At 61.2% G+C, this 23501-nt stretch carries 19 protein-coding genes; 13 read left to right on the top strand and 6 right to left on the bottom strand.

The features are described 5' to 3' along the window. The first annotated feature begins 133 nt into the window (after positions 1-133). Both AC1P02_RS11205 and AC1P02_RS11200 read left to right on the top strand, forming a co-directional pair. Entirely contained in the window at positions 134-1687 is a 1554-nt protein-coding gene (locus tag AC1P02_RS11205) for a methyl-accepting chemotaxis protein (protein WP_429179593.1), read from the top strand. Between the two features lie 69 nt (positions 1688-1756). Further along, on the top strand, positions 1757-2113 hold the full coding sequence (locus AC1P02_RS11200) for an MGMT family protein (protein WP_290068204.1): 357 nt from the start codon (positions 1757-1759) through the stop codon (positions 2111-2113). 130 nt (positions 2114-2243) lie between these two features. Here the strand turns inward: AC1P02_RS11200 and AC1P02_RS11195 are convergent, their stop codons facing one another. Both AC1P02_RS11195 and topA read right to left on the bottom strand, forming a co-directional pair. Then, complete coding sequence (locus AC1P02_RS11195) at positions 2244-2411, bottom strand: hypothetical protein (protein ID WP_005312189.1); 168 nt, start codon at positions 2409-2411, stop codon at positions 2244-2246. Positions 2412-2525: 114 nt separating this feature from the next. After that, positions 2526-5147: a type I DNA topoisomerase gene (topA, locus tag AC1P02_RS11190; protein WP_429179594.1), complete on the bottom strand. Its 2622-nt coding sequence runs from the start codon at positions 5145-5147 to the stop codon at positions 2526-2528. A gap of 361 nt (positions 5148-5508) precedes the next feature. On the opposite strand from topA, the gene astB reads away from it, so the two are divergent. Next, positions 5509-6846, top strand: a complete 1338-nt coding sequence (gene astB / locus AC1P02_RS11185; protein ID WP_429179595.1) for an N-succinylarginine dihydrolase — start codon at positions 5509-5511, stop codon at positions 6844-6846. Between the two features lie 203 nt (positions 6847-7049). Here the strand turns inward: astB and sohB are convergent, their stop codons facing one another. Continuing rightward, positions 7050-8057, bottom strand: coding sequence for a protease SohB (gene sohB, locus AC1P02_RS11180; protein ID WP_485185400.1), 1008 nt, complete (start codon positions 8055-8057; stop codon positions 7050-7052). A gap of 224 nt (positions 8058-8281) precedes the next feature. Here sohB and AC1P02_RS11175 point away from each other — a divergent pair, with 224 nt between their 5' ends. Both AC1P02_RS11175 and AC1P02_RS11170 read left to right on the top strand, forming a co-directional pair. Further along, a complete protein-coding gene (locus tag AC1P02_RS11175) occupies positions 8282-9037 on the top strand; it encodes a YciK family oxidoreductase (RefSeq protein ID WP_021139072.1) in 756 nt (251 codons plus the stop codon). Positions 9038-9146: 109 nt separating this feature from the next. Beyond that, the gene (locus AC1P02_RS11170; RefSeq protein WP_005312172.1) at positions 9147-10031 is read left to right on the top strand and encodes a LysR family transcriptional regulator; all 885 of its coding nucleotides are present in this window, start codon (positions 9147-9149) and stop codon (positions 10029-10031) included. Between the two features lie 181 nt (positions 10032-10212). Here the strand turns inward: AC1P02_RS11170 and AC1P02_RS11165 are convergent, their stop codons facing one another. Next, on the bottom strand, positions 10213-11385 hold the full coding sequence (locus AC1P02_RS11165) for an MFS transporter (protein ID WP_485185399.1): 1173 nt from the start codon (positions 11383-11385) through the stop codon (positions 10213-10215). Between the two features lie 161 nt (positions 11386-11546). On the opposite strand from AC1P02_RS11165, the gene AC1P02_RS11160 reads away from it, so the two are divergent. Next, the gene (locus tag AC1P02_RS11160) at positions 11547-12686 is read left to right on the top strand and encodes a MalY/PatB family protein (RefSeq protein ID WP_290043549.1); all 1140 of its coding nucleotides are present in this window, start codon (positions 11547-11549) and stop codon (positions 12684-12686) included. Positions 12687-12863: 177 nt separating this feature from the next. Continuing rightward, positions 12864-14144, top strand: a complete 1281-nt coding sequence (locus AC1P02_RS11155) for a TAXI family TRAP transporter solute-binding subunit (RefSeq protein WP_485185398.1) — start codon at positions 12864-12866, stop codon at positions 14142-14144. A 201-nt stretch (positions 14145-14345) separates the two neighbouring features. On the opposite strand, the gene AC1P02_RS11150 is transcribed toward AC1P02_RS11155, so the two are convergent. Beyond that, on the bottom strand, positions 14346-15266 hold the full coding sequence (locus AC1P02_RS11150; protein ID WP_485185445.1) for a LysR family transcriptional regulator: 921 nt from the start codon (positions 15264-15266) through the stop codon (positions 14346-14348). A 181-nt stretch (positions 15267-15447) separates the two neighbouring features. Between AC1P02_RS11150 and AC1P02_RS11145 the strand changes: the two genes are divergently transcribed. The 4 genes from AC1P02_RS11145 (at position 15448) to AC1P02_RS11130 (ending at position 20858) form a co-directional block, all read left to right on the top strand. After that, positions 15448-16704 (top strand): adenylosuccinate synthetase, encoded by a 1257-nt coding sequence (locus AC1P02_RS11145; protein WP_021139077.1) that lies wholly within the window; start codon positions 15448-15450, stop codon positions 16702-16704. A 263-nt stretch (positions 16705-16967) separates the two neighbouring features. Further along, positions 16968-17504, top strand: coding sequence for a YbhB/YbcL family Raf kinase inhibitor-like protein (locus AC1P02_RS11140; protein ID WP_058393459.1), 537 nt, complete (start codon positions 16968-16970; stop codon positions 17502-17504). A gap of 11 nt (positions 17505-17515) precedes the next feature. Continuing rightward, complete coding sequence (locus AC1P02_RS11135) at positions 17516-18319, top strand: helix-turn-helix transcriptional regulator (RefSeq protein WP_485185397.1); 804 nt, start codon at positions 17516-17518, stop codon at positions 18317-18319. A 427-nt stretch (positions 18320-18746) separates the two neighbouring features. Continuing rightward, the gene (locus tag AC1P02_RS11130) at positions 18747-20858 is read left to right on the top strand and encodes an alpha-amylase (RefSeq protein ID WP_485185396.1); all 2112 of its coding nucleotides are present in this window, start codon (positions 18747-18749) and stop codon (positions 20856-20858) included. 81 nt (positions 20859-20939) lie between these two features. On the opposite strand, the gene AC1P02_RS11125 is transcribed toward AC1P02_RS11130, so the two are convergent. Continuing rightward, positions 20940-21566: a glutathione S-transferase gene (locus AC1P02_RS11125; protein ID WP_113720551.1), complete on the bottom strand. Its 627-nt coding sequence runs from the start codon at positions 21564-21566 to the stop codon at positions 20940-20942. Positions 21567-21724: 158 nt separating this feature from the next. Here AC1P02_RS11125 and AC1P02_RS11120 point away from each other — a divergent pair, with 158 nt between their 5' ends. Both AC1P02_RS11120 and AC1P02_RS11115 read left to right on the top strand, forming a co-directional pair. Continuing rightward, positions 21725-22369, top strand: coding sequence for a response regulator (locus AC1P02_RS11120; RefSeq protein WP_021139081.1), 645 nt, complete (start codon positions 21725-21727; stop codon positions 22367-22369). A 537-nt stretch (positions 22370-22906) separates the two neighbouring features. Continuing rightward, positions 22907-23488 (top strand): TetR/AcrR family transcriptional regulator, encoded by a 582-nt coding sequence (locus AC1P02_RS11115; RefSeq protein WP_005312128.1) that lies wholly within the window; start codon positions 22907-22909, stop codon positions 23486-23488. Positions 23489-23501: the final 13 nt, after the last annotated feature.

The raw sequence follows: 23501 nt of genomic DNA, 5'->3' as shown, positions 1-23501 counted from the left end.
TCCGCCATTGTTGGCAAAATTCAGCCCCCTATGAAGCCGACTCGGCGCGCCCTGGCAATCACCTGCAACCACGCCCGGATCTGCCACAATAACAACGACAAAACTATCAACAAGAACATCGGAGCGTATTCCTATGGCTCGCAGAGACGTCCATACCCTGGACAGCGAAGTGGAGTTTCCTGCCGACGAACAACTCGTTTCCACCACCGACCTGCGCGGGGTGATCACCTACGCCAACCCCGCCTTCTGCCGCATTGCCGGCTACCCCGTTGAAGAGCTGGTCGGTCACAACCACAACCTGGTGCGCCACCCCGACATGCCCAAGGCCGCCTTTGCCGATCTGTGGGCCCGCCTCAAGGAGGGCAAGCCCTGGCGCGGCATGGTGAAGAACCGCTGCAAGGATGGCCGTTACTACTGGGTCGACGCCTATGTGACCCCCATCTACGAGGGGGGCAGGATCAGCGGTTACCAGTCAGTGCGCTGCAAACCGGAACCCCAGCTCAAGCGCGTCGCCAGCCAGACCTATCAGGCCCTGCTCAAGGCTGAGCGGGGCTCGGCCAGCAGCCTTCCCTCCCTCAGCCGCATGCGCCTGCCGGTGCTGGGCTTGCTGTTGCTCGGCCTGCTCGGCTGGGCCTTTCTCAGCAAGGGCGCCATGACAGCCCTGCTGATGCTGCTGCCCCTGCTGCTCATCGGTGGCGCCTACTGGCGGGAAATATTCTCCCTGCCCCTCTACCTGCAGCAGCTCGGCCGGGAGTATGACAGCCTGACCCGGCTGGTTTATTCGGGTGACGGCCCGGGCGCCATCGCCGATTTTCACATCAAGATGCTGCAGGCCCGCATCCGTACCGTGCTGGGCCGGATCAACGATGCGACCCATCCCCTGCAGACCCTGGCCACCAACCTGAAACAGGCATCCCATCAGGCCTGTCTCGACATCAACGAGCAGGATGCACAGACCCAGCAGATGGCTGCCGCCATGACCCAGATGGCCAGCACGGCTCATGAGATTGCCCACAACATTCAGGACTCCAACGGTCAGGTCAACGAGGCACGCAGCCGCTGCGAGCACACCAACAAACAGCTGAGCCAGACCGAACAACGCATCGAGCAGCTCGCCAAACAGGCTGAACTGGCGTTCAACTCTGCGGTAGAACTTGCCAGCGAGTCGGAGCGGATCGGCAGCGTCATGGGCGAAATCCAGGGTATAGCCGATCAGACCAACCTGCTGGCCCTCAACGCCGCCATAGAGGCGGCGCGGGCCGGTGAGCAGGGCCGCGGCTTTGCGGTGGTGGCTGACGAGGTGCGTACCCTGTCGACCCGCACCCACAAGGCGACCGAACAGATCCAGGGCAGCATACAGCAGATCCAGCACACACTGGGACGCTGGAAGGGGATGATGCAGGAGAACCTGCAACAGACCCGCGAGTGCGCCGAAATGACCCGCCAGGGCGCCAGCAGCCTGCACTCGGTGCTGGAAGAGATAGAGCTGGTCACGGAACACTCCACCCAGATCGCCGCCGCCGCCGAGCAGCAACAGGCGGTGGTGGAGGAGATCAGCCGCAGCATCAACCAGATATCCCAGTACTCCCAGGCCAATAGCCAGAAGATGCAGGAAGTCGACGACTCGAGTCAGGAGCTGCTGGAGCGCGCCAGGCAGCTCAAGGGGCTCAGTCAGACCTTTGGTTGACACAGGTTGCCACCCCCACGACAGAAGCGCCACAATGGCGCTTCTGTCGTTTCTGGAGAGTCATGACCCATGAGAATGGAGCCAGCCCCTGCCCCCCTGAACAAGGTCGCCCGCATCGAGACGATCCTCGCCCTGATCCCGCCCGGCAAGGTGGTCAGCTATGGTCAGGTGGCCGATCTGGCTGGGCTGCCCGGTCGAGCCCGGCTGGTGGGCAAGGTGCTGCGGGAAACGGACAAGGTGCTGCCCTGGCATCGCGTGCTGGGCGCAGGCGGCACCATTTCACTGCCAAAAGGGTCGACAGGCTTTATGGAACAGACGGGGCGATTGCAGCAGGAGGGGGTGCCTGTGATAGGCGGGAGGGTAAAGATGCGGGAGTGGCAATGGCAGCCCGACCTCGCCGAGCTGCTATTCCTCATTCCTTTTTAAAGCGCTGCTATTTTTTGTTAAACCAGAGCGCTGCGGTTTCTCATGATGTTCTGTTGAGTCACAGCGCGGCTATCTGTCTTGGTTTCCTTTCGAATCAAAGAGCTGTCATGCCTCCTTGTTCCCTTTCAAGTCACAGTGTGAGGGGAGCCAGGATCTCGTCGCTGCGCACCTGCACGGGTATGGTTTCATACTCCCGTTGCAGCAACACCAGCAGACTCTGCCTGTCCACTTCCAGCACATAGGCAGTCCCTTCCCGGGTCAAACAGGTCATTCCCGGCCGGATCTCGTTAATCTCCATCACAACCTCCGTGTACAGCGCTGCCATCCTTGCAGCCGTTTCAGTATACCGTCATCTCCCAACAAAAAGGCCCCTGCAAGGGGCCTCTTTCATCATAGTGTGAACTGCGCGCCATCACGCCTTCTTCGACTTGGCCTGGCTCTCCTGCCACTTGCCGTTGTCGTAGTGCGCCGTCCAGCCCGTCGCCTTGCCGTTGACCTCCGTCATCACGTACTGCTCCTTGGTCTTGCGACTGAAGCGAACGATGGAGGCGTTACCGTCAGGATCTGACGCCGGAGCGTCAGCCAGGTACTGGTGCTTGGGCGAGAGGCGATCCTTGAAGCGCTTGAGCTCTTCCACCAGAGGTGCACGGGTCTCGCGGGATTTCGGGAAGTTGCTGGCGGCCAGGAACAGGCCCGCCGCCCCGTCACGCAGCACGAAGTATGCATCGGACTGGGTGCACTTGAGCTCGGGCAGCGGTACAGGATCTTCCTTCGGCGGCGCTATGTCGCCGTTTTTCAGGATCTTGCGGGTGTTCTTGCAAGTCTCGTTGGTACAGCCCATGTACTTGCCGAAACGGCCGTTCTTGAGCTGCATCTCGGAGCCGCAGCGATCGCACTCTATGCTGGGGCCTTCATAACCCTTGAGCTTGAACTGGCCCTTCTCGATTTCGTAACCGTCACAATCCGGGTTGCGACCACAGACGTGCAGCTTGCGGCTGTCGTCGATGATGTATGCGTCCATGGCGGTGCCACAGATGCCGCAGCGGTGCTTGGCACGCAGCGCCTCGGTTTCGGCCTCTTCACCGTCGGTGGCGGAGACAAATTCGTCGGCGGAGACCAGGTTGATGGTCTTCTTGCAGCGCTCTTTCGGCGGCAGGGCGTAACCGGAGCAACCGAGGAAGACGCCGGTGGTGGCGGTACGAATGCCCATCTTGCGGCCGCAATCCGGGCAGTCGATGTCGGTCAGCACCATCTGGTTGGCACGCATGCCACCCTCTTCCGCATCCCGATCCGCTTTTGCCAGCTCCTGAGTAAACTCTTCGTAGAAGGCGTCCAGCACCTTCTTCCACTCCAGGCTGCCTTCGGCGATGCCATCGAGCTTGTCTTCCATCTTGGCGGTGAACTCGTAGTTCATCAGCTCGACGAAGTTCTCCACCAGACGGTCGGTGACGATTTCACCCATCTTCTCGGCGAAGAAACGGCGGCTCTCGACCCGCACATAACCGCGATCCACGATAGTGGAGATGATGGAGGCGTAGGTAGACGGACGGCCAATGCCGCGCTTTTCCAGCTCGCGCACCAGGGCCGCTTCGGTGAAGCGCGCGGGCGGCTTGGTGAAGTGCTGGCGCGGATCCAGCTTGATCAGTTTGAGCACCTCGCCCACTGTCACCGCAGGTAGCTGGCTGTCTTCGCCCTTGCGCCCCATGGGCGGCAGCGCCTTGGTCCAACCGGCGAAACGCAGGGTACGACCACGGGCCTTGAGCTCGAACTCACCGGCCTTGACGGTCAGGGTGGAGGAGTCGTACTGGGCCGGTGTCATCTGGCAGGCCACGAACTGGCGCCATATGAGATCATAAAGCCGCATTGCATCCGGCTCCATGCCTTCCAGCATCTCGGCAGTCACCAGCACGCTGGAGGGACGGATCGCCTCGTGAGCCTCCTGGGCGCCAGCCTTGGAGCCATAGAGGTTCGGCTCGGCCGGCAGATAGGCTGCGCCATACTGCTCACCGATATATTCACGCAGCGCCTCGACCGCCTCTTTGCTGAGGTTGGTGGAGTCGGTACGCATATAGGTGATGTAACCCGCTTCATACAGACGCTGGGCCATCATCATGGTCTTCTTCACCCCGAAGCTCAGACGGGTCGATGCCGCCTGCTGCAGGGTGGAAGTAATGAAGGGGGCTGACGGCTTGGAGCCGGTCGGCTTGTCTTCCCGGTTCACCACCTTGTAGTCGACCCCTTCCAGGGCGGCTACGGCAGCGAAAGTCTCGGCCTGGGTGACCGGCTTGAAATCGGCGCCGTTGCGGCTGACCACTTCCATGCGCAGATCGGCCTTGTCACCGGTCAGCAGATCGGCGTTGAGATCCCAGAACTCGACCGGTACGAACGCCTTGATCTCGCGCTCTTTATCGACGATGAGACGCACGGCAACGGACTGCACCCGGCCGGCAGAGAGGCCACGGGCCAGCTTCTTCCATAGCAGGGGGGAAACCATGTAGCCCACAACGCGGTCGAGGAAACGACGGGCCTGCTGGGCATTGACGCGGTGGATGTTCAGCTCGGATGGCTGGGCAAACGCCTCCTGAATCGCAGTCTTGGTGATCTCGTTGAACACCACCCGCTTGTAGCGGCTGTCGTCACCACCGATGATCTCGCGCAAGTGCCAGGCGATGGCTTCTCCCTCTCTATCCAAGTCGGTTGCGAGATAGATGGTGTCAGCCTTGGCGGCCAGACTTTGCAACTCACTGACCACTTTCTCTTTGCCGGGCAAAATCTGGTAGTTGGCCTGCCAGCCTGCGGTCGGATTGATCCCCATCCGTGAGAACAGGGCATTGCGATCCTTGGCAGCCTTCTCTGATTCGCTCAGCTTGATACCGCGAATGACAGGTTTTTTGGGCTCGTTGCTGGCGCTGCCACTGGTGGGCAGATCGCGAACATGACCGACGCTGGATTTCACCACGTAGTCTTTGCCCAAATATTTATTGATGGTCTTGGCCTTGGCCGGAGACTCCACTATGACCAGTGATTTGCCCATGCTGTAACTATTATCCTCATTGCACCCGACGGGGTTGGTGTGCGGTTTTGTGGGGCTGTATAAGAGATTTGACGCGAAAAAGCAATCTTGTGAGCAAATTAGCTCACCAGCCCGAACCACCTGACCTCTTTATTTATTAATGCGAAGCCGAGCCTTGGGAAGCAACCGCTTTTTTATTTTTATGCCATATCCACCCCTTTTTTATATTTGAAACGACATAACAAACCGCTCTTGCAACATAACAAACCACTTTAGTTATCAGCTTGTTACAAAAGACAAAATCTCTTTATAATGGCTACATCCCGCAGCTTTGTGCGCGGAAGGAACCGCTACCCATATAAAAATCGAAAGGATGTACTAAATGAAGCACTTCGAGGTCAATTTCGACGGCCTGGTCGGCCCGACCCACAACTATGCGGGCTTGTCCTACGGCAACGTTGCCTCCCAGAGCAATGCCAAGGAAGCGTCCAATCCCAAGGAGGCAGCCAAGCAGGGGCTGCGCAAGATGAAGGCGCTGACCGAGCTTGGCATGACCCAGGGGGTGCTGGCACCGCAGGAGCGGCCGGATCTGGCTACCCTGCGCCGTCTAGGCTTCACCGGCAATGATGCAAGCGTGCTGGCCCAGGCCGCCAGACAGGCACCTGCCGTGCTGGCCGCCTGTTATTCGGCCTCCAGCATGTGGACTGCCAACGCCGCCACCGTCTCCCCGAGTGCCGATACCCAGGATGGCCGCATTCACTTCACCCCCGCCAACCTGACCAACAAGTTCCACCGCTCCCTCGAACCCGAGGTGACGGGCCGCATACTGCGCGCCGTGTTCAACAACGACCGTCACTTCCATCACCACCAGCACCTGCCGGAAAACGACCACTTTGGTGACGAGGGCGCCGCCAACCACACCCGACTGTGTCGTGCCTACGGCGAATCCGGGGTCGAGTTGTTCGTCTATGGCCGCAGCGCGTTTGATGTCTCCCAGCCCGCCCCCAAGCGCTATCCGGCCCGCCAGACCCTGGAAGCCAGCCAGGCCATCGCCCGTCTGCACGGGTTGAGTGAAGAGAGTGCCGTCTTCATCCAGCAGAATCCGGACGTGATCGATCAAGGGGTGTTTCACAACGACGTGATAGCGGTAGGCAACCAGAACGTGCTCTTCTTCCACCAGCAGGCGTTTCTCAATACCGAGTCGGCGCTGGTCGAGGTGCGCAACAAGTTCGGCGAAGGCGAGCTGCACTTTATCGAGGTACCGACTGCCGAGGTGTCGGTACAAGATGCGGTGAAATCCTATCTGTTCAATACCCAGATCCTGACCCTGCCGTCCGGTGAGATGGCGATCATCGCCCCCACAGAGTGTCGTGACAATCCGGCGGTATCGGCCTACCTCGGCAAGCTCATCGCCCAGGGCACCCCCATCAAGCAGATACACTACATGGACGTGAAGCAGAGCATGCGCAACGGCGGTGGCCCCGCCTGTCTGCGGCTGCGGGTCGCCATGAACGATCAGGAGCTGGCGGCGGTCAATCCGGCCTGCCTCATCAACGACAGCCAGTTTGCCCGCCTCGACAACTGGGTGGATCGCCACTACCGCGACAGTCTGGCGCTGGATGATCTGCGCGACCCGGCACTGGTACAGGAGTCCCGTACCGCACTGGACGAGCTGACCCAGATCCTCAAACTCGGCTCCGTCTACCCCTTCCAGCGCTGAGTCGCTGGATAGCAAAAGCCGGGCAAGTGCCCGGCTTTTTATTGCCCTTTGAACGGCTTCCTAGAACCTGTTTTCGAACTGTCGCGAGAGGTCGTCAGCAAGGTGAAGAGCAGCGCAGGAACCGGAGCGTATAAACATACGTGAGGATTCCGAGCAGCACATGAGCCTTGATCACGACCTCGCAGTAAGATCGGAACAGGTTCTCAGCGCCAGGGGCTCTGCTGCCACAGGCGACCCAAGCTCGATTCCAGCGCCAGGGCCGCCTGCTGGCCCAGCTTCTGGGTCAGGCTCTTTGGCTTGCGATAGCTGATGCCGACCACCTTGTGGTGGCTGGCTTGGGCCAGCAGGTAGTCGTCGCTGGTGCAGAGGGTATCCACCAGCCCCAGCCCCTTGGCCTGGCTCGCCAGCCAGTGTTCCCCCGTGGTGACACTGTCTATGTCGAGGTGGGGTCTGTGCTCGGCCACGAACGCCTTGAACCGCTCGTGGATGGCGCCCAGCTCCTCACGAAACTTTTCCCGCCCCAGATCGTCGTTCTCACCGAACATGGTGATGGTGCGCTTGTACTGGCCAGCGGTGTGCATCTCGAATTCGATGTCGTGCTTTTTCAAGAACTTGTTGAAGTTCGGCAACTGGGCAATCACACCGATGGAGCCGACGATGGCAAAGGGCGCAGCCAGGATCTGATCTGCCACGCAGGCCATCATGTAGCCGCCGCTCGCCGCCACCTTGTCGATGGCTACGGTGAGCTTGATGCCCTTGTCCCGCAGTCGCTGCAGCTGGGAAGCTGCCAGGCCATAGCCATGGACCACACCGCCGCCGGACTCAAGACGCAGCAACACCTCGTCACCAGACTGGGCGACCCCTATCACGGCGCTCACCTCTTCTCGCAGGGAAGCCACCTCTTTGGCATCCATGCTGCCGTTGAAATCGAGCACAAACAGGCGACTGCGTTCGTCTTCCGTCTTGGCACGGGCCTTGTGTTCGGCCTTGCGCGTTTTCTCCAGCAGCTTGCGCTCGGTCTTGCCGGCCAGCGCCGCCTGCAATTGATAACGCCCCTGCTCCAGCTCGCTGGAGAGATCAGTCACCACCAGCTCCCCCTTGCGGGATTTCGGCTGACGGCTGCTGATCACCATCAGGATGACGGCAGCTATGGCCAGCAGTAAGGTGAGGGTCTTGGCCAGGAACAGCCCATATTCGGTCAAAAATGCCACTTGATGCTCCGCTCAGTGTTCGAGTTTTTCACATTCTAGGGAGTTTGCAGGGCTCGCGCAAAAACTCTGCGACAGTGGCTCAAAAAACAGACTCGACAATCACAACCCCTCTATTTTCTTCACATTTTTGCCGTCTCATACTGGTCAAATGCCGTGCGGGATCAGTACACTTGCCCCTCTATATGCCGCGCGCATCTGCCACGAATTTGTTAACAGGAGTTGTCATGCTCGATTATCAGGCACCCCGGGATCTGCTCAAGGACAAGGTCATTCTGGTCACAGGTGCCGGTGACGGCATAGGCCGCGAAGCGGCGATCACCTATGCAGCCCACGGCGCGACCGTGATCCTGCTCGGCCGCACCAGTGCCAAACTCGAGGCTGTTTATGACCAGATTGAGGCCGCCGGTTATCCCCTTCCCGCCATAGTGCCGGTGGACCTGAAAGGAGCAACCGCCGCCCACTACCGCGGCATGGCCGAGACCTTCGCCCAGCAGTTTGGTCGCCTCGACGGCGTACTGTTCAACGCGGGCCTGCTCGGCACCCTTTCTCCCTTCGAACATATTCAGGAGAAAGAGTGGGACGAGGTGATGCAGGTCAACGTGAAATCCGAATTTCTGCTGACCCAGGCGCTACTGCCGCTGATCCGCCAGACCGCCAAGGAGCATGGTGAGGCCTCCATTGTCTACACCTCCTCCAGCGTGGGGCGCAAAGGCCGCGCCTACTGGGGCACCTACGCCATCTCCAAGTTCGCCATCGAAGGCATGATGGAAGTGCTGGCCGACGAACTGGAAAACACGGCTGTGCGAGTCAACACCCTCAACCCGGGCGGTACCCGCACCAAGATGCGCGCCAGCGCCTTCCCGGCGGAAGATCCCCAGCAGCTCAAGACGCCGGCCGACCTGATGCCGCTCTATCTCTACCTGATGGGACAGGACAGCCGTGGCAAAACCGGTCAGACCTTTGTGGCCCAGCCCAAATAAATCAACAAAATAACCGGAACCCTGCACCGCATGGGGTTAAATTCAATAGGGTGTCGTCGGCACCCTGTCGAAGGCCTTTATCAGATCCGATCCCTTATCAGGTTGAGATATGTTTCGTCCCAAGAGCACGTTTGAGCAATGGCGGATCTTTCAGGCCGTGGTGGACTGCGGCGGTTATGCCCAGGCCGCCGAGGCGCTGAACAAGAGCCAATCCTCTCTCAATCATGCGGTGGCCAAGCTGCAGCAGAGTCTGGGAGTCCCCCTGCTGGAAGTGAGGGGGCGCAAGGCGGTATTGACGCCGGCAGGGGAGATCTTCCTCAAGCGGGCCCGTCAGCTCAGCCAGCAGGTGGAAGAGCTGGAAAACCTGGCCAACAACCTGGAGCGGCAATGGGAGCCGCAGATCAATCTCTATGTTTCCGTGCTGCAACCGCGGGAGCGTCTCTATCGGGCACTGGCCAACTTCTATCCCCGCAGCCGGGGCTGCCGCGTCAATCTGCACGAACGCATTCACTGCCACTTCAATGCATTGCAGGTAGGGGATCTCATGCTGTCCGAACACCTGCCCCAGGATCGCACCGGCCTGCCGCTGGACGAAGTGTGCCTGCTGCCGCTCTGCTCGGCCGAACATCCCCTCGCTGCCCTGACGGGAGCCGTCTCAACCGAGGAGCTCGCCAGCCACAACCAGATAAGCTTGCATCCCCCCATCCACCGCTCGGTGGACTGGAACGATGCGGACGACACCGGCTGGAAGGCGACCCACTATCACGAAGCCATCGCCATGCTCAAACTCGGCCTTGGCTATGCCTGGTTGCCCCGCCATCTGGTGCAGGAGGAGCTCGGCAGCGGCGCCCTGGTGCCACTGGATCTGGAGAGCGGCAACGAGCGCCATCTCTATACCTATCTGCTCACCCCGTCAGCCGATACCCTGGGCCCTGCCACCGAACTGCTGCTGCGCTGTCTGCGCAACGAATATCAGACCGATAACGACAAGTAACCTCGGTCAGCGACAGCGATACTGCTATCTCAGCTCACGCCATCAACGGCCGATACCCTGGGTCCGGCCACCGAACTGCTGCTGCGCTGTCTGCACAACGAATATCAGACCGATAACGACAAATAAGCCCAAGCCGTCAGGCTGCCTGCGTCACCCATAGCCAACCGGTCACAGACCCGCCTTACACATTGGGTACCCGCCAGCAGGCGGCCAGTGCCGCCATCGCCAGTGCGGTCGCCACCATGAAGACACCATGAAAGCTCCAGATCTCGGCCACGGTTCCCGCTATGGCCCCCGCCATGATGGAACCGGTGCGGATGCTGTTGGCAAACAGGGTAGTCGCCACCCCGGCGCGCCCCGGCATCAGATCCTGGAAGTAGGACATGCCGATCCCCGCGACTATACCGATGAAGATGGCGTTGAGCAGTTGCAGCGCTATGAGGGCAGGCTGGCTCGACAGGGTGACCAGCCCCACGTAGAAAAACACCCCGGCCAGCACAGCCACCAGCATCATGGGACGCTTGCCAAAGCGCTGGGTGTAGTAGCCTGCCAGCAACATGAAGGGGATTTCCAGGGCCGCAGCCGTGCCCATCAGCACACCCGCCAGTTTCTCCTCCAGCCCCAGCTCGCGGGTGATATAGAGCGGCATGTTGATGAGATACATGCTGTTGCAGGTCCACATCAGGGTGGAGGCGATAAACAGTGCCCGCACCGACGGGTCCCGCCAGCTGCTGACCCGTTCCACCTCGTTATTTTGCGTGGGCAACGGCAGGGAGGGCAGCCAGCGCCACACCACCAGCGCGCAGACAAGGTAGGCAAGGGCGGAGGCGAGATACATCACCTCGAAGCCATAGCCGATGGCCAGCGCGAAGGCGATGGGGGGACCAATCACCCAGGCCAGGGAAAACTGGGCCCGCAGCACTGAGCTGAACATATCCGCCCGCTTGTTGCGGCTGTCGGCATATTCACGGGCCAGGGCAAACAGCTGGGGGCTGGCAGTGGCCGCCAGACTGGCCAGCACAACCCCCAGGCTCACCAGCAGCCAGTAGTTGCGATTCCAGGCGAACAGCAGGGAGAGCACCACACCCGCGAAGCAGCAGCGCAGGATCAGCTGCTTGCGATCCCCCTTGCTGTCGGAGCGATGGCCGAGCCACTGGCTGATGAGGATGCCGACCACAGCGTTGACGGTGTAAAAGAGCCCAACCAGCAAGGGGCGCACCTGCACCTCTTCGGCCAGAAACAGGCTCAAGGTCGGTACCTGGAGCGCGACTGCAACCCCGGTCATAAAGGTCACGGCCAGAAAAGAGAGGGAGACGGGATCACGCCTCTGCAGGGCTGTGGTCAGCAAGCTCATAGGATTACCACTGGATTGGGGGATAAAAACTGGCCAAAATTCGGCAAGTGCATGAAATAGCGCCGCTTATTTTATGTCATTATCAAGAGTTACCTCAAGGCTTGCGACCCCGCGCCCGACCCCGTACATTGAAAGCCCACTGGCCAGTATAAGGATTTCACATGTTTGATTTTGACCGGGAAATAGATCGTCGCGACACCATGAGCCTGAAATGGGACAAGTACAAAGGCGAGGACGTGCTGCCAATGTGGGTTGCCGACACCGACTTTGTCTCGCCGCCCGCCGTCGTCGAGGCCCTCACCAAACGGGTCGCCCACGGTATCTTCGGTTACTCGCGCCCCTCTGCCCGGCTGATCGAACTCATCATGGCGCGTCTGGCAAGCCGCTACGGCTGGACCATACAGCCAGAGTGGCTCATCTTCCTGCCCGGCGTGGTACCGGGTCTGAACCTGGCGTGCAAAGCCTGGAGCCAGCAAGGCCGCGGCATCATCACCCCCAAGCCGGTTTACTACCCCTTCCTGCAAGCCCCCGGTTTCAACGACCGTCCCCTGCTCACAGTCCCCATGGTGGAAGAGGCGGGTCGCTGGGTGCTGGATCTGGAAGCGCTGGAACGTCAGGCCCCGTTTGGTGATCTGCTGCTGCTGTGCAACCCGCACAACCCGGGTGGGACAGTGTTTACCCGCGAGGAGCTCGAAGCCATCGATGCCATCGCCGAGCGCCACAATCTGGTGGTCTGCTCGGACGAGATCCATTGCGATCTGCTGCTGGACAAAAATGCCCGTCACATACCCTATGGCGCCGTCAGCCCGGAAGCCGCCGATCGCTGCGCCGTCATGATGGCACCGAGCAAGACCTTCAATATTGCGGGTCTGTGCTGCGCCTTCGCCGTGGTGCCCAACCCCCGCCTGCGCCTCAAGCTGCAACAGGCAATGCGCGGCATCAGCGCCGACGTCAACCTGCTGGGCTTTGTCGCGGCCGAAGCGGCCTATGAAGGGGGCGACCCCTGGCTTGCCGAACAGCTCGACTATCTGGCTGCCAATCTGGCGCTGATCGAGCAGGCGGTCGCCCGCTGGCCTGGCGTCACGCTGGCACGCCATCAGGCGACCTACCTCGCCTGGATCGATGTCAGTGCGCTCGGGCTCGACGATCCCATCGCCTTCTTCGAACAGGCGGGAGTGGGACTCTCCCCCGGCGCCCAGTTCGGCAATGGCCAATTCGTGCGGCTCAACTTCGGTTGCACCAGAGCACGGCTGACCGAAGCACTGGCTCGGATGGAGAAAGCGATCCAGACTCGCATCTGACGGCAATAGCGTATATTTTTGCAGCTGCATGTCGGCGGCAACCAACTACGCTTGAGCGCAGTCGTTGCGGGCCACAATGGTTGACTCCATTGTGACCCGCCGCTGAATAGACAACATGAGACGTCATACGGGATGGGCCAGGCCCATCCCTTTTATCAGCCATTTATCCGGTTCACTATGTACCCAAGCCCCTTGCACCACCTGCCTGCCCTGCTACGAATCACCCTGCCCTGGCTGGCTGCTGCCCTGACACTGCCCCTGCACGCCACCACGCCCACCCATCTCACCATTGGCACAGGGGCGCTCAACGGCGTCTACTATCCGACCGGAGGCGCCATCTGCCGCTTGCTGAACGAAGAGAGCGCCAGCAAGGGGCTGCACTGTGCCGTGCAGAGCACCTCAGGTTCGCTGGCCAACTTGAAGGATCTGGGCCAGGGCAAAATCCAGCTGGCACTGGTACAGTCGGATGTGGTTCATCATGCCGCCAAAGGCACGGGCCCCTTCGTTGGCCAGCCGCCCAACGACCGGCTTCGCAGCCTGTTCAGGCTCCATCAGGAGTCGCTGACCCTGCTTGCCAGCGCCACCAGCAGCATCACTACCCTGGCTGACATCGAAGGCAAGCGGGTCGATCTGGGCAACCCGGGCTCGGGGGAGCGCGTCACCAGCCAGGCTCTGCTCGATGCCATGGGTTGGCAGGCAAGCAGCTTTGCCCCCGTCATCCCGGCCGCAGTCAACAGTCGGCTGGAAGGACTCTGCGATGGCACTCTGGACGCCGCTTTCGTGGTGGCGGGCCACCCCAATCAGGGCATAGGGGACCTGACCGGTCGCTGCAAGGCGCGTATCATCCCTATCGAAGGGGAACAGATCGACCGCCTGCTCAAGCACCACCCTTACTATCAACACAGCCGGATCGGTGCCAACCTCTATCCCGGACAGCCCACCAGCGTCAGTACCTTCGCCGTTACCGCCGAGTTGATCGCACTGGACAGCCTGCCCGAAGCCGAGGTGCGCACAGTGCGAGATGTGCTGACCGCGCGGCTCAAGCAATTTACCCGATTGCACCCGGCACTGACGCCCCTCACCCAGGACTCCATGCTGGCCGCGGCAGACGTACCGCGCCATCCGGGCATGGAAGACGCTGCTCTGCCACTGCCGTCACTGACACCTGAATCCCTCACTGCCTCTGCGACAGAAGTGTCGGCGGCAACCCCCGCAATGGAAGCGGCCTCGGCTGCGCACGCCAGCAGCGAGGTGACAGTTCCCCCGGCGGGCACATCCGCCCCGGTGGCAACCCAGCCCGTCGCGGTACCGCCCGCCTCGGCGGCAGTCTCTCCTGCAGCGGTTGCCACTGGGGAGACAAGCGACACAAAAGGGGGCTCGCCAAGCGCGACCGGTGCAACGACTGACGCGAGTCAGCCCTTGCCCGCCGCGCCCTCGGCGAGCATCCCCACCCAGTGATCCCGGGGATACCCAAGGCAAAGAAGCCACCCATTCGGGTGGCCTCTTTTTTTGTATCGTTTTATATCCCTTGGCCCGGCACACACAGCGGGAATGAAGGCGATAGATATACCGTTTATTTCAGCCGTCAAACCTTGCCTGTTATCGGTTGTGATCGCGGCCGGACAAGTGACAACTCCCCCCGGCTTATCCGAAACCGGCTCAGCGCTCAGCCGTGGGCTGCGATGGATGATAGGCATCCGGCCTTTGTATCTCCTCCTCCACCCAGTGCAGCAGCTGCTTGATGGCCCGTGACAACACCTGATTCTGACGCACCACGTATCCTAAGCTGGTGCCGGGAAAGTCGGTCAATCTGGTCACGGGGGCGGTGAGCTTGAGGCGCGGATGGAGCGAGAAGTCCGGCACTATGGCCACTCCGAATCCCGCCTCGGCCCAGTCGAGCTGGGCATCCACGCTGCCCACTTCCATGATGCGACAAGTAGGCAAACCGAGCAGAGGCAAGGAAGGGTCTATCAGCGCCCGGGTACGGGTATCGTGACCAAGCAGGATCAGGGTCGGCTCATCGAGGGGATCGCTATCTCCCGCCTTCGCCCGCGCTTGCCAGCGGGCCAAGCCGTGTCCCAGCGCGCACCAGGTCACTTGCTGCAACTCTGTGTAGAACAGAGGTTCGCTGCGCTTTTGCGCCATCACGAAGCCAAGGTCCGCCTTGCCAGCCTTGACCAGCTCGGCCGCCTGATCCGACGTGGTATTGAACAAGGTGAGGTCGATGCCGGGAAACTCCTGCTTGAAACGCTGGAACGGCTGGATCAGCAGCAAGCGGGAGATGATGTCACTGGCGGCGATGGCGAGCGTGCCCTGACTCAGCTGATTGAGAGCATTGAGGTCGGATTGGCACAACAGCAACTCATTGATGGCGCGCTCGGCGCTTTGCAACAGGCGCTCCCCCGCCTGGGTCAGCCGGAACGGGCTGCGTTCAATCAGCTTGACCCGTGTAGCCTGCTCCAGATTTTTGAGGTGCAGGCTGACATTGGGCTGGGTCATGTGCAGTTCGGTGGCGGTGTGGCCGAAGTGCTGCAACCGTGCCAGGGTGACGAAGGTTTGCAGCCAGTGAATATCCAGCATGGGGATCCTTTTGTTTTCCACCTCTGCGCACCTTATGCCGGCCAGTGCAGCAGCACAGGTGTCTTGCCGATAACGCTGTCGTAATTATATGGTTCTCTTATCGGGATTATAAAGATAATTAATTTTTCTAATCCACCTTAGCCTCCTAGGATGAACGCCTAACGTCTTAGGAGAAAGAGTCATGTCGTCTATCGTAGTCGTAGGTGCTAACTGGGGTGATGAAGGCAAAGGCCGCATCGTCGATTATCTGGCAGGTCAATCCGCCGCCAGCATCCGTTTTCAGGGCGGCAACAACGCCGGCCACACCGTCGTCAACGACCTGGGCACCTTCAAGCTGCACCAGTTGCCGAGCGGCGTATTCAACCCGGAGTGCCTGGTTGTCCTCGGCCCTGGCATGGTCATCAGCCCGGAGCCATTGACCCGCGAGCTGGCTGAAGTGAAAGCCGCCGGCGTGACCCCTAAACTGGCCATCTCCGATCGCGCTACCTTCTGCCTGCCGATCCATGCGCTGGAAGATACCCTGGAAGAAGTCCGTCTGGGTGATGGCGCCTATGGCTCCACCCGTCAGGGCATTGCACCGGCTTACGGTGATCGGGTCATGAAAAAAGCGATCCTGGTCGGCTGGCTGAAACAGCCTGAAGTGCTGGTCGAGCGCATCCAGTTCTTCCTCGACTGGAAACTGCCGCAGCTCAAAGCCCTCTACCCGAGCTTCGAGTTCAGCCAGACAGCCCAGGAAATGGCCGACTGGCTGCTGGAAGTGTCCGCTCCCTGGATCGACGCCGTCTGCAACGTCAGCGAGCCGCTCAAGGCCATCCAGGCCCAGAATGGCACCCTGCTGTTTGAAGCCCAGCTGGGCGCCGGCCGTGACCTCATCTACGGCGAATACCCCTGGGTAACGTCTTCCCACGTTTCCGGCGCTTACGCCGGCATCGGTGGCGGCCTGCCGGCCCTGCGCCCCGAGCGCGTGATTGCCGTGGCCAAGGCGTTCAGTACCTCTGTCGGTACCGGCACCCTGATCACCGCCATGGAGAACCAGGAAGAGTTCCGCAAGTTCGCCAACGAGTTCGGTGCCACCACAGGCCGTCCCCGTGACATCGGTTACTTCGACGCCGTTGCCACCAAGCAGGGTCTGGAGATCCAGGCCGCCAACGAGATCGCCCTGACCAAGCTGGACTGCCTCTCCGGCATGCCGGATCTGAAGATCTGCGTGGCCTACGAAGGTGCCAACACCGAGAACCCGATCTGGCCACAGACCGCCGGTCTGAAGCCGGTGTACGAGTCCATGGAAGCCTGGAGCGAAGACATCTCCCACATCCGCAAGTTTGAAGACTTGCCCAAGGCTGCCCAGCACTATGTGCTGCGCATCGAAGCCCTGCTGGGTGTGCCGGTCCCCATGGTCTCCGTCGGCCCGGGCCGCGAGCAGATGATACTGCGCTAAGCCGCCTGCTCTTCTGTCAGCACAATGTCAAAACCGGCCTCCATGAGGCCGGTTTTTTATGGCCGCCACACCACGAGCTGGCCCACTCCCTTGCCACCTCGCCGTCCCACCCCCCCCTTCCAGATGCAGTTCAGCTCACAATCAGCCACCTGAAACCTGATATTGAGCCTTGATGTTGCACCAGGCTGACCCTCTTTCGCTAGACTGATCCCCTCATCAGGATCCCCCCATGGAGATCCCCTCATCCATAAAGGAGCACCACAATGAAATTACCCCTGCGTTCCGCCCTGCTCTCCCTGCTGTGCGTGGCGGTCCTGCCCGCCACCGCCATGACCTTGAAGAGCACGGACATCCAGGAAGGTCAGCTGATGGACAAGGCGTTCAGCTTCAACGGCTTCGGCTGCAAGGGCGAGAACCGATCCCCCCAGCTGAGCTGGCAGGACCTGCCGGCCGGCACCAGAAGCGTCGCCATCACGGCCTATGATCCCGATGCCCCCACCGGCAGCGGCTGGTGGCACTGGCTGGTGGTGAACCTGCCCGCCAATCAGAGCGAGCTGGCCAGCAACGCCTCCGGCAAACTCAAGCAAGGGCTGGAGCTCGGAACCGACTTCGGCAGCCAGGGCTACGGCGGCCCCTGCCCGCCCGCCGGGCATGGCATGCACCGCTACCAGTTCACCGCCTGGGCTTTGCCTCAGGATCTCGAGGTCAAGGCAGATACCCCGCCCGCCATGGTAGGCTACATGCTCAATGCCATGGCGCTGGGCAAGGCCACCCTGACCGCCACCTTCGTCACCCCCTAGGAGCCCGCCGGATGAGCACTCCCTTGCTGCAACTGAATCACTATTTCGGGATCCGCGAGCAGCCCCTACACAGGGTGCTCATCTATGCGCCGACCATCATCTGGGTACAGCAGGGCCACAAGCTGCTGTGGTGGCAGGACAGGCGCCTGTCATTTGACAAGGGGAGCTGGCTGCTGATCCCGGCAGGCCACCAGCTCACCTTCATCAATCAGCCCGAGCAGGGCAAGTTCAGCTCCCATGCCCTGACCCTGCTAGCCCCGCCCCCCGCCGAATGGCTGAGCAGCGCCCCGCCCCCCCTGCAGAGGGAGCCGCGCCTTGAGGTGAACCCGGCGCTGGCATTCTGCTTCGAGCTGGTCTGCTCCATGGCCAGCCGCACGCTGAGCCAGGCCACCCAGACCCAGCTGCTGCACGGCTTCTATGCCGAGCTGCACGCCGCCCATGCCCTCGACCTGCTGTTTCCCGCCAGCACAATGACACTCGGAGAGCGGCTGGCCCGCTACCTCGGCGTGGAGCCAGGCGCCGACCATACACTCGAGACCCTGGCCCCCCACTTTGCCATGAGCCGCGCCTCCCTGGTGCGCAAGCTGGCCGCCGAGGGGCGCAGCTTTCGCCAGCTGCTGACTCAGGTGCGCATGAGCCACGCCCTCACCCTGCTGCAACAGGCCCTCACTCCGCTGGAGGTGGCCCTCGCCTGCGGTTATGACTCTCCCAGCCGTTTCGCCGCCCGCTTCAAGCAGGAGTTCGGCCTGACCCCCCATCAATATCTGCGCACCTGCCCTTCTGTTAACGCACAGCGCAGGGTAAATAGTGGCTGAGACAGCCTCTGGCATATCGTGCAAAGTGGTTACATCCGCCAACTGTGACCGACCCGCTCTGTCATGCCTGCTGACCGACACAATTAGTAGCGGGGTCCGCCGCGTCGGGTTAGAGCCGTGCCATTTTTCCAGGCAAAGAAGCGGGCCCAGTACAAGCACCCAAGCCATCCCTTGGGGTTGCTCAGTCGTGAGCAAATGCCCTGGAATGTCGCGACTCGGGCGGCGGCCTCTTGACGTCAGGGCGGCTTTCTCTGGACAAGCGCGAGCGGATGCTTGCCGTCATCACACTTTGCCCGGCTTGAAAACGTAACCATTTGAACTGAGCTCACAGATCGGCGTTTTGCCTGTCCAAGCCCGCCACTATGCCACCTAGAATGAGCCCCATTGACGGAATCTGGTCCGGTTACCCTTGCTCAAGGAATGGCTTATGCGTCGCTCTCCTCGCTTCTCTCCCCTCTGGCTCGCCCTGCTGGCCGGCCCCCTGTGTTCAGGCCTGGTGCAGGCCTCCCCCGAGGTACATCTCTATGTGGATGGCAAACCTGTGGCCGAGGCGCTGACGCTGGACAAGGGCACCGTCAGCCTGACCCACAAGCTGGACAAGGGCAGTCACCAGATCCGCATCAGCGATGCCGGCAACAGTTGCGGCACCAGCTTCGGGCCACCTGAGGCCAAGCCGCTCCCCTTCGGCACCGCCCAACCCATGGACAAATGCGCCAAGGGGACAAGTTTCACCCTGCGGGTGATGCTGGCCGGGGACTACGAGTTTACCTTCAACCCCGATACCCCCAGCCTCAAGGTGCTGCGGGCGACCAGGAAGAGCGAGTTCAAGCGCCAGCCCCCGGCAGAGCCCTGTATCGCCTGGGATGGCGGCCCTGTGACGGTGTCGCTGAAGGGCGTATGGCCTGACGGCACCCGGCTGCGGGATGCCTACTCAACACAGGAGGCCGTGGTCAAACAGGGCAAGCTGACCCTGACCCCGAGCAAGGAGAGCGGCGGCCTGCTGCTGCTCGAACCGGTCAAGGCAGCCAAGCAAGCACCTTTCAGCTGGGATCAGGCGAGCGTCTATTTCTTGCTGACCGATCGCTTCCACAACGGCGATCCCGCCAACGATCACAGCTTCGGCCGCCAGAAGGATGGTCTGGACGAGGTCGCCACCTGGCACGGCGGCGATTTCAAGGGGCTGACCGAGAAGCTCGACTACATCAAGAGCCTCGGCATGAACGCCATCTGGATCACTCCCATGGTGGAGCAGGTACACGGCTTCATCGGCGGCGGCGAGCAGGGCAACTTCCCCTTCTACGCCTACCACGGCTACTGGGCACTGGATTTCACCAAGATCGATCCCAACTACGGCGACGAGGAGAGCCTGAAGACCCTGGTGGACGAGGCCCACAAGCGCGGCATGCGGATCATTCTGGACGTGGTGATGAACCACGCCGGTTACGCCACCCTGGCGGATCTGCAGGATCTGGGGCTCACCGATCTGACCCAGAACACTGGCAAACTGCCGGCCACCTGGAACCAGTGGCGTCCGAGTGGCGGCCTCAACTGGCATGGCTACAACCAGTTTATCGACTACCAATCACTAGACTGGAACAAGTGGTGGAGCGGTGACTGGGTGCGCGCCGGTCTGCCCGGCTACCCGCAGCCAGGCACAGACGACGTCACCGGCTCGGTGGCGGGGCTGCCGGACTTCCTCACCGAGTCCACCAAACCGGTAGGTCTGCCGCCACTGCTGGCAGCGAAAAAAGACACCAAAGCCAAGGCGCTGCCCAATGCCACTGTGAGCGACTACCTGATCGCCTGGCACACCGACTGGGTGCGCCGCTTCGGCATCGACGGTTTTCGGGCCGACACCGTCAAGCACCTGGAGCCCGCCGTGTGGGCCAAGCTCAAGCAGGCGGGCACGGCGGCACTCAAGGAGTGGAAGGCAACCAACCCGGACAAGGCGCTCGATGCTCTCCCCTTCTACATGGTGGGCGAGGTGTGGGATCACGGGGTCGCCAAGGATTTCTGGTACCAGAATGGCTTCGATTCCCTGATCAACTTCGACTATCAACGGGAGTTCGCCCTGCCCCAGGCCCAGTGCATGGCAGGCAGCGATCCCACCTATGCCAGCTACGCCAGCCGCATCAATCAGGATCCCGAGTTCAACGTGCTGAGCTACATCAGCTCCCACGACACCAAGCTGTTCTTTGGTGACTATCAGGACGTGCCGCTGCAACGCAGAGTCGCCAACAGCTTCATGCTGTTGCCGGGCGGCATCCAGCTCTACTACGGGGACGAGTCCGGCCGGGGTCTGGCCAAGGATGGCGGCGTGTTCGATCAGAGTGTTCGCTCGGACATGAACTGGCAGGAGATCGGGAGCGGTGAGAAGGCCGAGCTGGTCAAGCACTGGCAGCGACTCGGCCAGTTCCGCGCCGCCCATCCGGCCATAGCCGCTGGCAGCCACAAGAAGCTGTCCGATGCGCCCTACAGCTTCGTGAGGGAGAAGGGGGGGGACAAGGTGGTGGTGGTATTTGCCGGTCGGCAGCCGTAGACAGTACCACGCATCAGCAGAGAGGGGAGCCAATGGCTCCCCTCTTCAATGTCAGTCGCCGACCCGTTCAACAGGGCCGTCTTACGCCGGCTGACGGGCAGCCACAGGCCACTGCAACCGTACCTTGACCAGCAGAGCCTGCCACAAAGGCCAGGCCAGCAAGGCCTGCTGATAGACACCGGCCTGACCGGGCAACTGGATGCCATAGCTGGCAAGCCGATAGGCCATCACCCCATAGAAGGCATCTATGATGCCCTCTTCACCGAAATAGAATGGTCCCCTCGCCTGGGACCAGATGGTCTGCAGGCGAGCCAGCTCGCCGATGGCCTCCACCGGTGGCTCGCTGCGGGTCGGCGCCCCCAGAAAGAAGGGCAGCTGACTGCGGATCTGGCCAAAGCCCGAGTGCATTTCCGCGCACAGACTGCGGGCCAGCGCCCGCTCGGCCTGGGAAGCGGGATAGAGCTGGCGGTCTGGGCAGAGCTCGTACAGGTATTCGGCAATGGCCAGCGAGTCGTGTACCCGCACGCCATCGTGATCCAGCCAGGGCACCAGACCGGCAGGCGCCAACCGCTTGAGCCGCGCCAACGCCTTGGCATCTTCCAGATCAAACACCTGCTCCTGCCACTCCAGCCCGCTCATGGCGAGCACCAGTGCCGCCCGCATTGCCCAGGTGGAGCCCGTGCCCACCGTCAATACCAAGGATCCCATCTCTTGCCTCCTGCATGGGTTGCTCGTGACCATCCCATCTGCCCCAATGGCACGACATCCGACGGTCGCTTCACATTTGCACGCCTGCGGGTTTGACCCCCCAAGAGAGCGATGCTAGTTTGATTTTCCAAAACAATCAGTTAGCAACAATGTGAGCAATGGACAGCCAATTTACCATCGTCATCGCAGATGACCACCCCCTGTTTCGGGGCGCCCTCTATCAAGCTGTACACATGGCCATCAACGATGCCCAGCTGCTGGAGGCCGACTCCATCAACAGCCTGACCAGCCTGCTGGGGGAACACCCTGAGGTAGACCTGTTGCTGCTCGATCTCAAGATGCCCGGCGCCAACGGCTTCTCCGGCCTCGCCCACCTGCGCGGCCAGTATCCCGACCTGCCCATTGTCGTGGTCTCAGCCTCGGAAGATGCCGCCATCATCCAGCAAGTACTGCGACTCGGCGCGCTGGGTTTCATCCCCAAGTCGGTCCCCATGAAAGAGCTGGTCAACGCCCTCAATACGGTGATCGGGGGAGATAACTGGGTGCCAGCCGGTATATCCCTGCATCCCGAATCCGAAGACGGCCCCGATTTCGCCAGCAAGCTCGCCAGCCTCACCCCACAGCAGTACAAGGTGCTGGTGATGTTGCGCGATGGCAGCCTGAACAAGCAGATCGCCTGGGAGCTCAATGTCTCCGAAGCCACCATCAAGGCCCATATCACGGCTGTTTTTCGCAAACTCGGCGTCAAGAACCGCACCCAGGCGGTCATCGCCTTGCAGCAGATGGATATCAAGGACGACTGACCCCCTTGCCACCATCAAGGTCCATATCACTCCCGCCTTTCGCAAGCCCAGCGTCAAGAATCGCACCCGGGCGGTCATCGCCTTGCAGCAGATGGATATCAAGGACAACTGACCCCCTTGCCACCATCAAGGTCCATATCACTCCCGCCTTTCGCAAGCCCAGCGTCAAGAATCGCACCCAGGCGGTCATCGCGCCTTGCAGCAGATGGATATCAAGGACGACTGACCCCCTTGCCACCATCAAGGTCCATATCACTCCCGCCTTTCGCAAGCTCGGCGTAAAGCACCGCACCCAGGCGGTCATCGCCTTGCAGCAGATGGATATCAAGGACGACTGACCCCCCTGCCACCATCAAGGCCCATATCACTCCCGCCTTTCGCAAGCCCAGCGTCAAGAATCGCACCCAGGCGGTCATCGCCTTGCAGCAGATGGATATCAAGGAGGATTGAGTCTGACCTGTGGCCTCTCCTGCCAGTTTCTCCCTCGACAATTAGCACGATCGTACTTTATGCTGCAGGGCCAACGAGGAGAGTGTGATGAGCAAGGGCCGTCTGACCCGCGACAACATTTTGCAGACTGCGTTTGAGCAGGCGAGCCAGCAAGGGCTGGAGAGCCTGACCATAGGCTCGCTGGCCTGTGCGTGCGAGATGTCCAAGAGCGGTCTCTTTGCCCACTTTCAATCCCGCGACAACCTGCAGATCGCCGTGCTGGAACACGCTGCCGAAGTGTTCCGGGAGCGGGTGATCCAGCCCGTGCGCCAGCAACAACACCAGAGCCAGCGCGAAAAACTTGTCGCCCTGCTCCAGGCCTGGCTGGCCTGGAATCAGTGTTTCGCCGGTCGCTGCATGTTCCTCGATGCCTGGACCTCGGCCCAGGAGGGTGACGTGCAACAGGCAGCGCGCCAGCTGGTGCGTTTCTGGCTCGACTACCTGGCCCGCCAGGTAGTGCAGGGTCAGGCGCAGGGGGAGTGGCGCCAGGATCTGGAACCCTGGCGCGCCGTCTATCGGCTATACGGCCTCTATCTGGCAGATCAGGTGTTCAATGCGCTGGACTTGTGTCAGGATCCCGCTCGCCACTTCTGGCCCGAAGTGGATGATCTGCTGACCAGCTGGCAATGATTTCTCGAATGAC

The sequence above is a fragment of the Aeromonas sp. TS_SC_11 genome (assembly GCF_057318915.1).
Note: the sequence above shows the minus strand (reverse complement) of the source record. Positions and strands in the feature narration are given on the sequence as shown.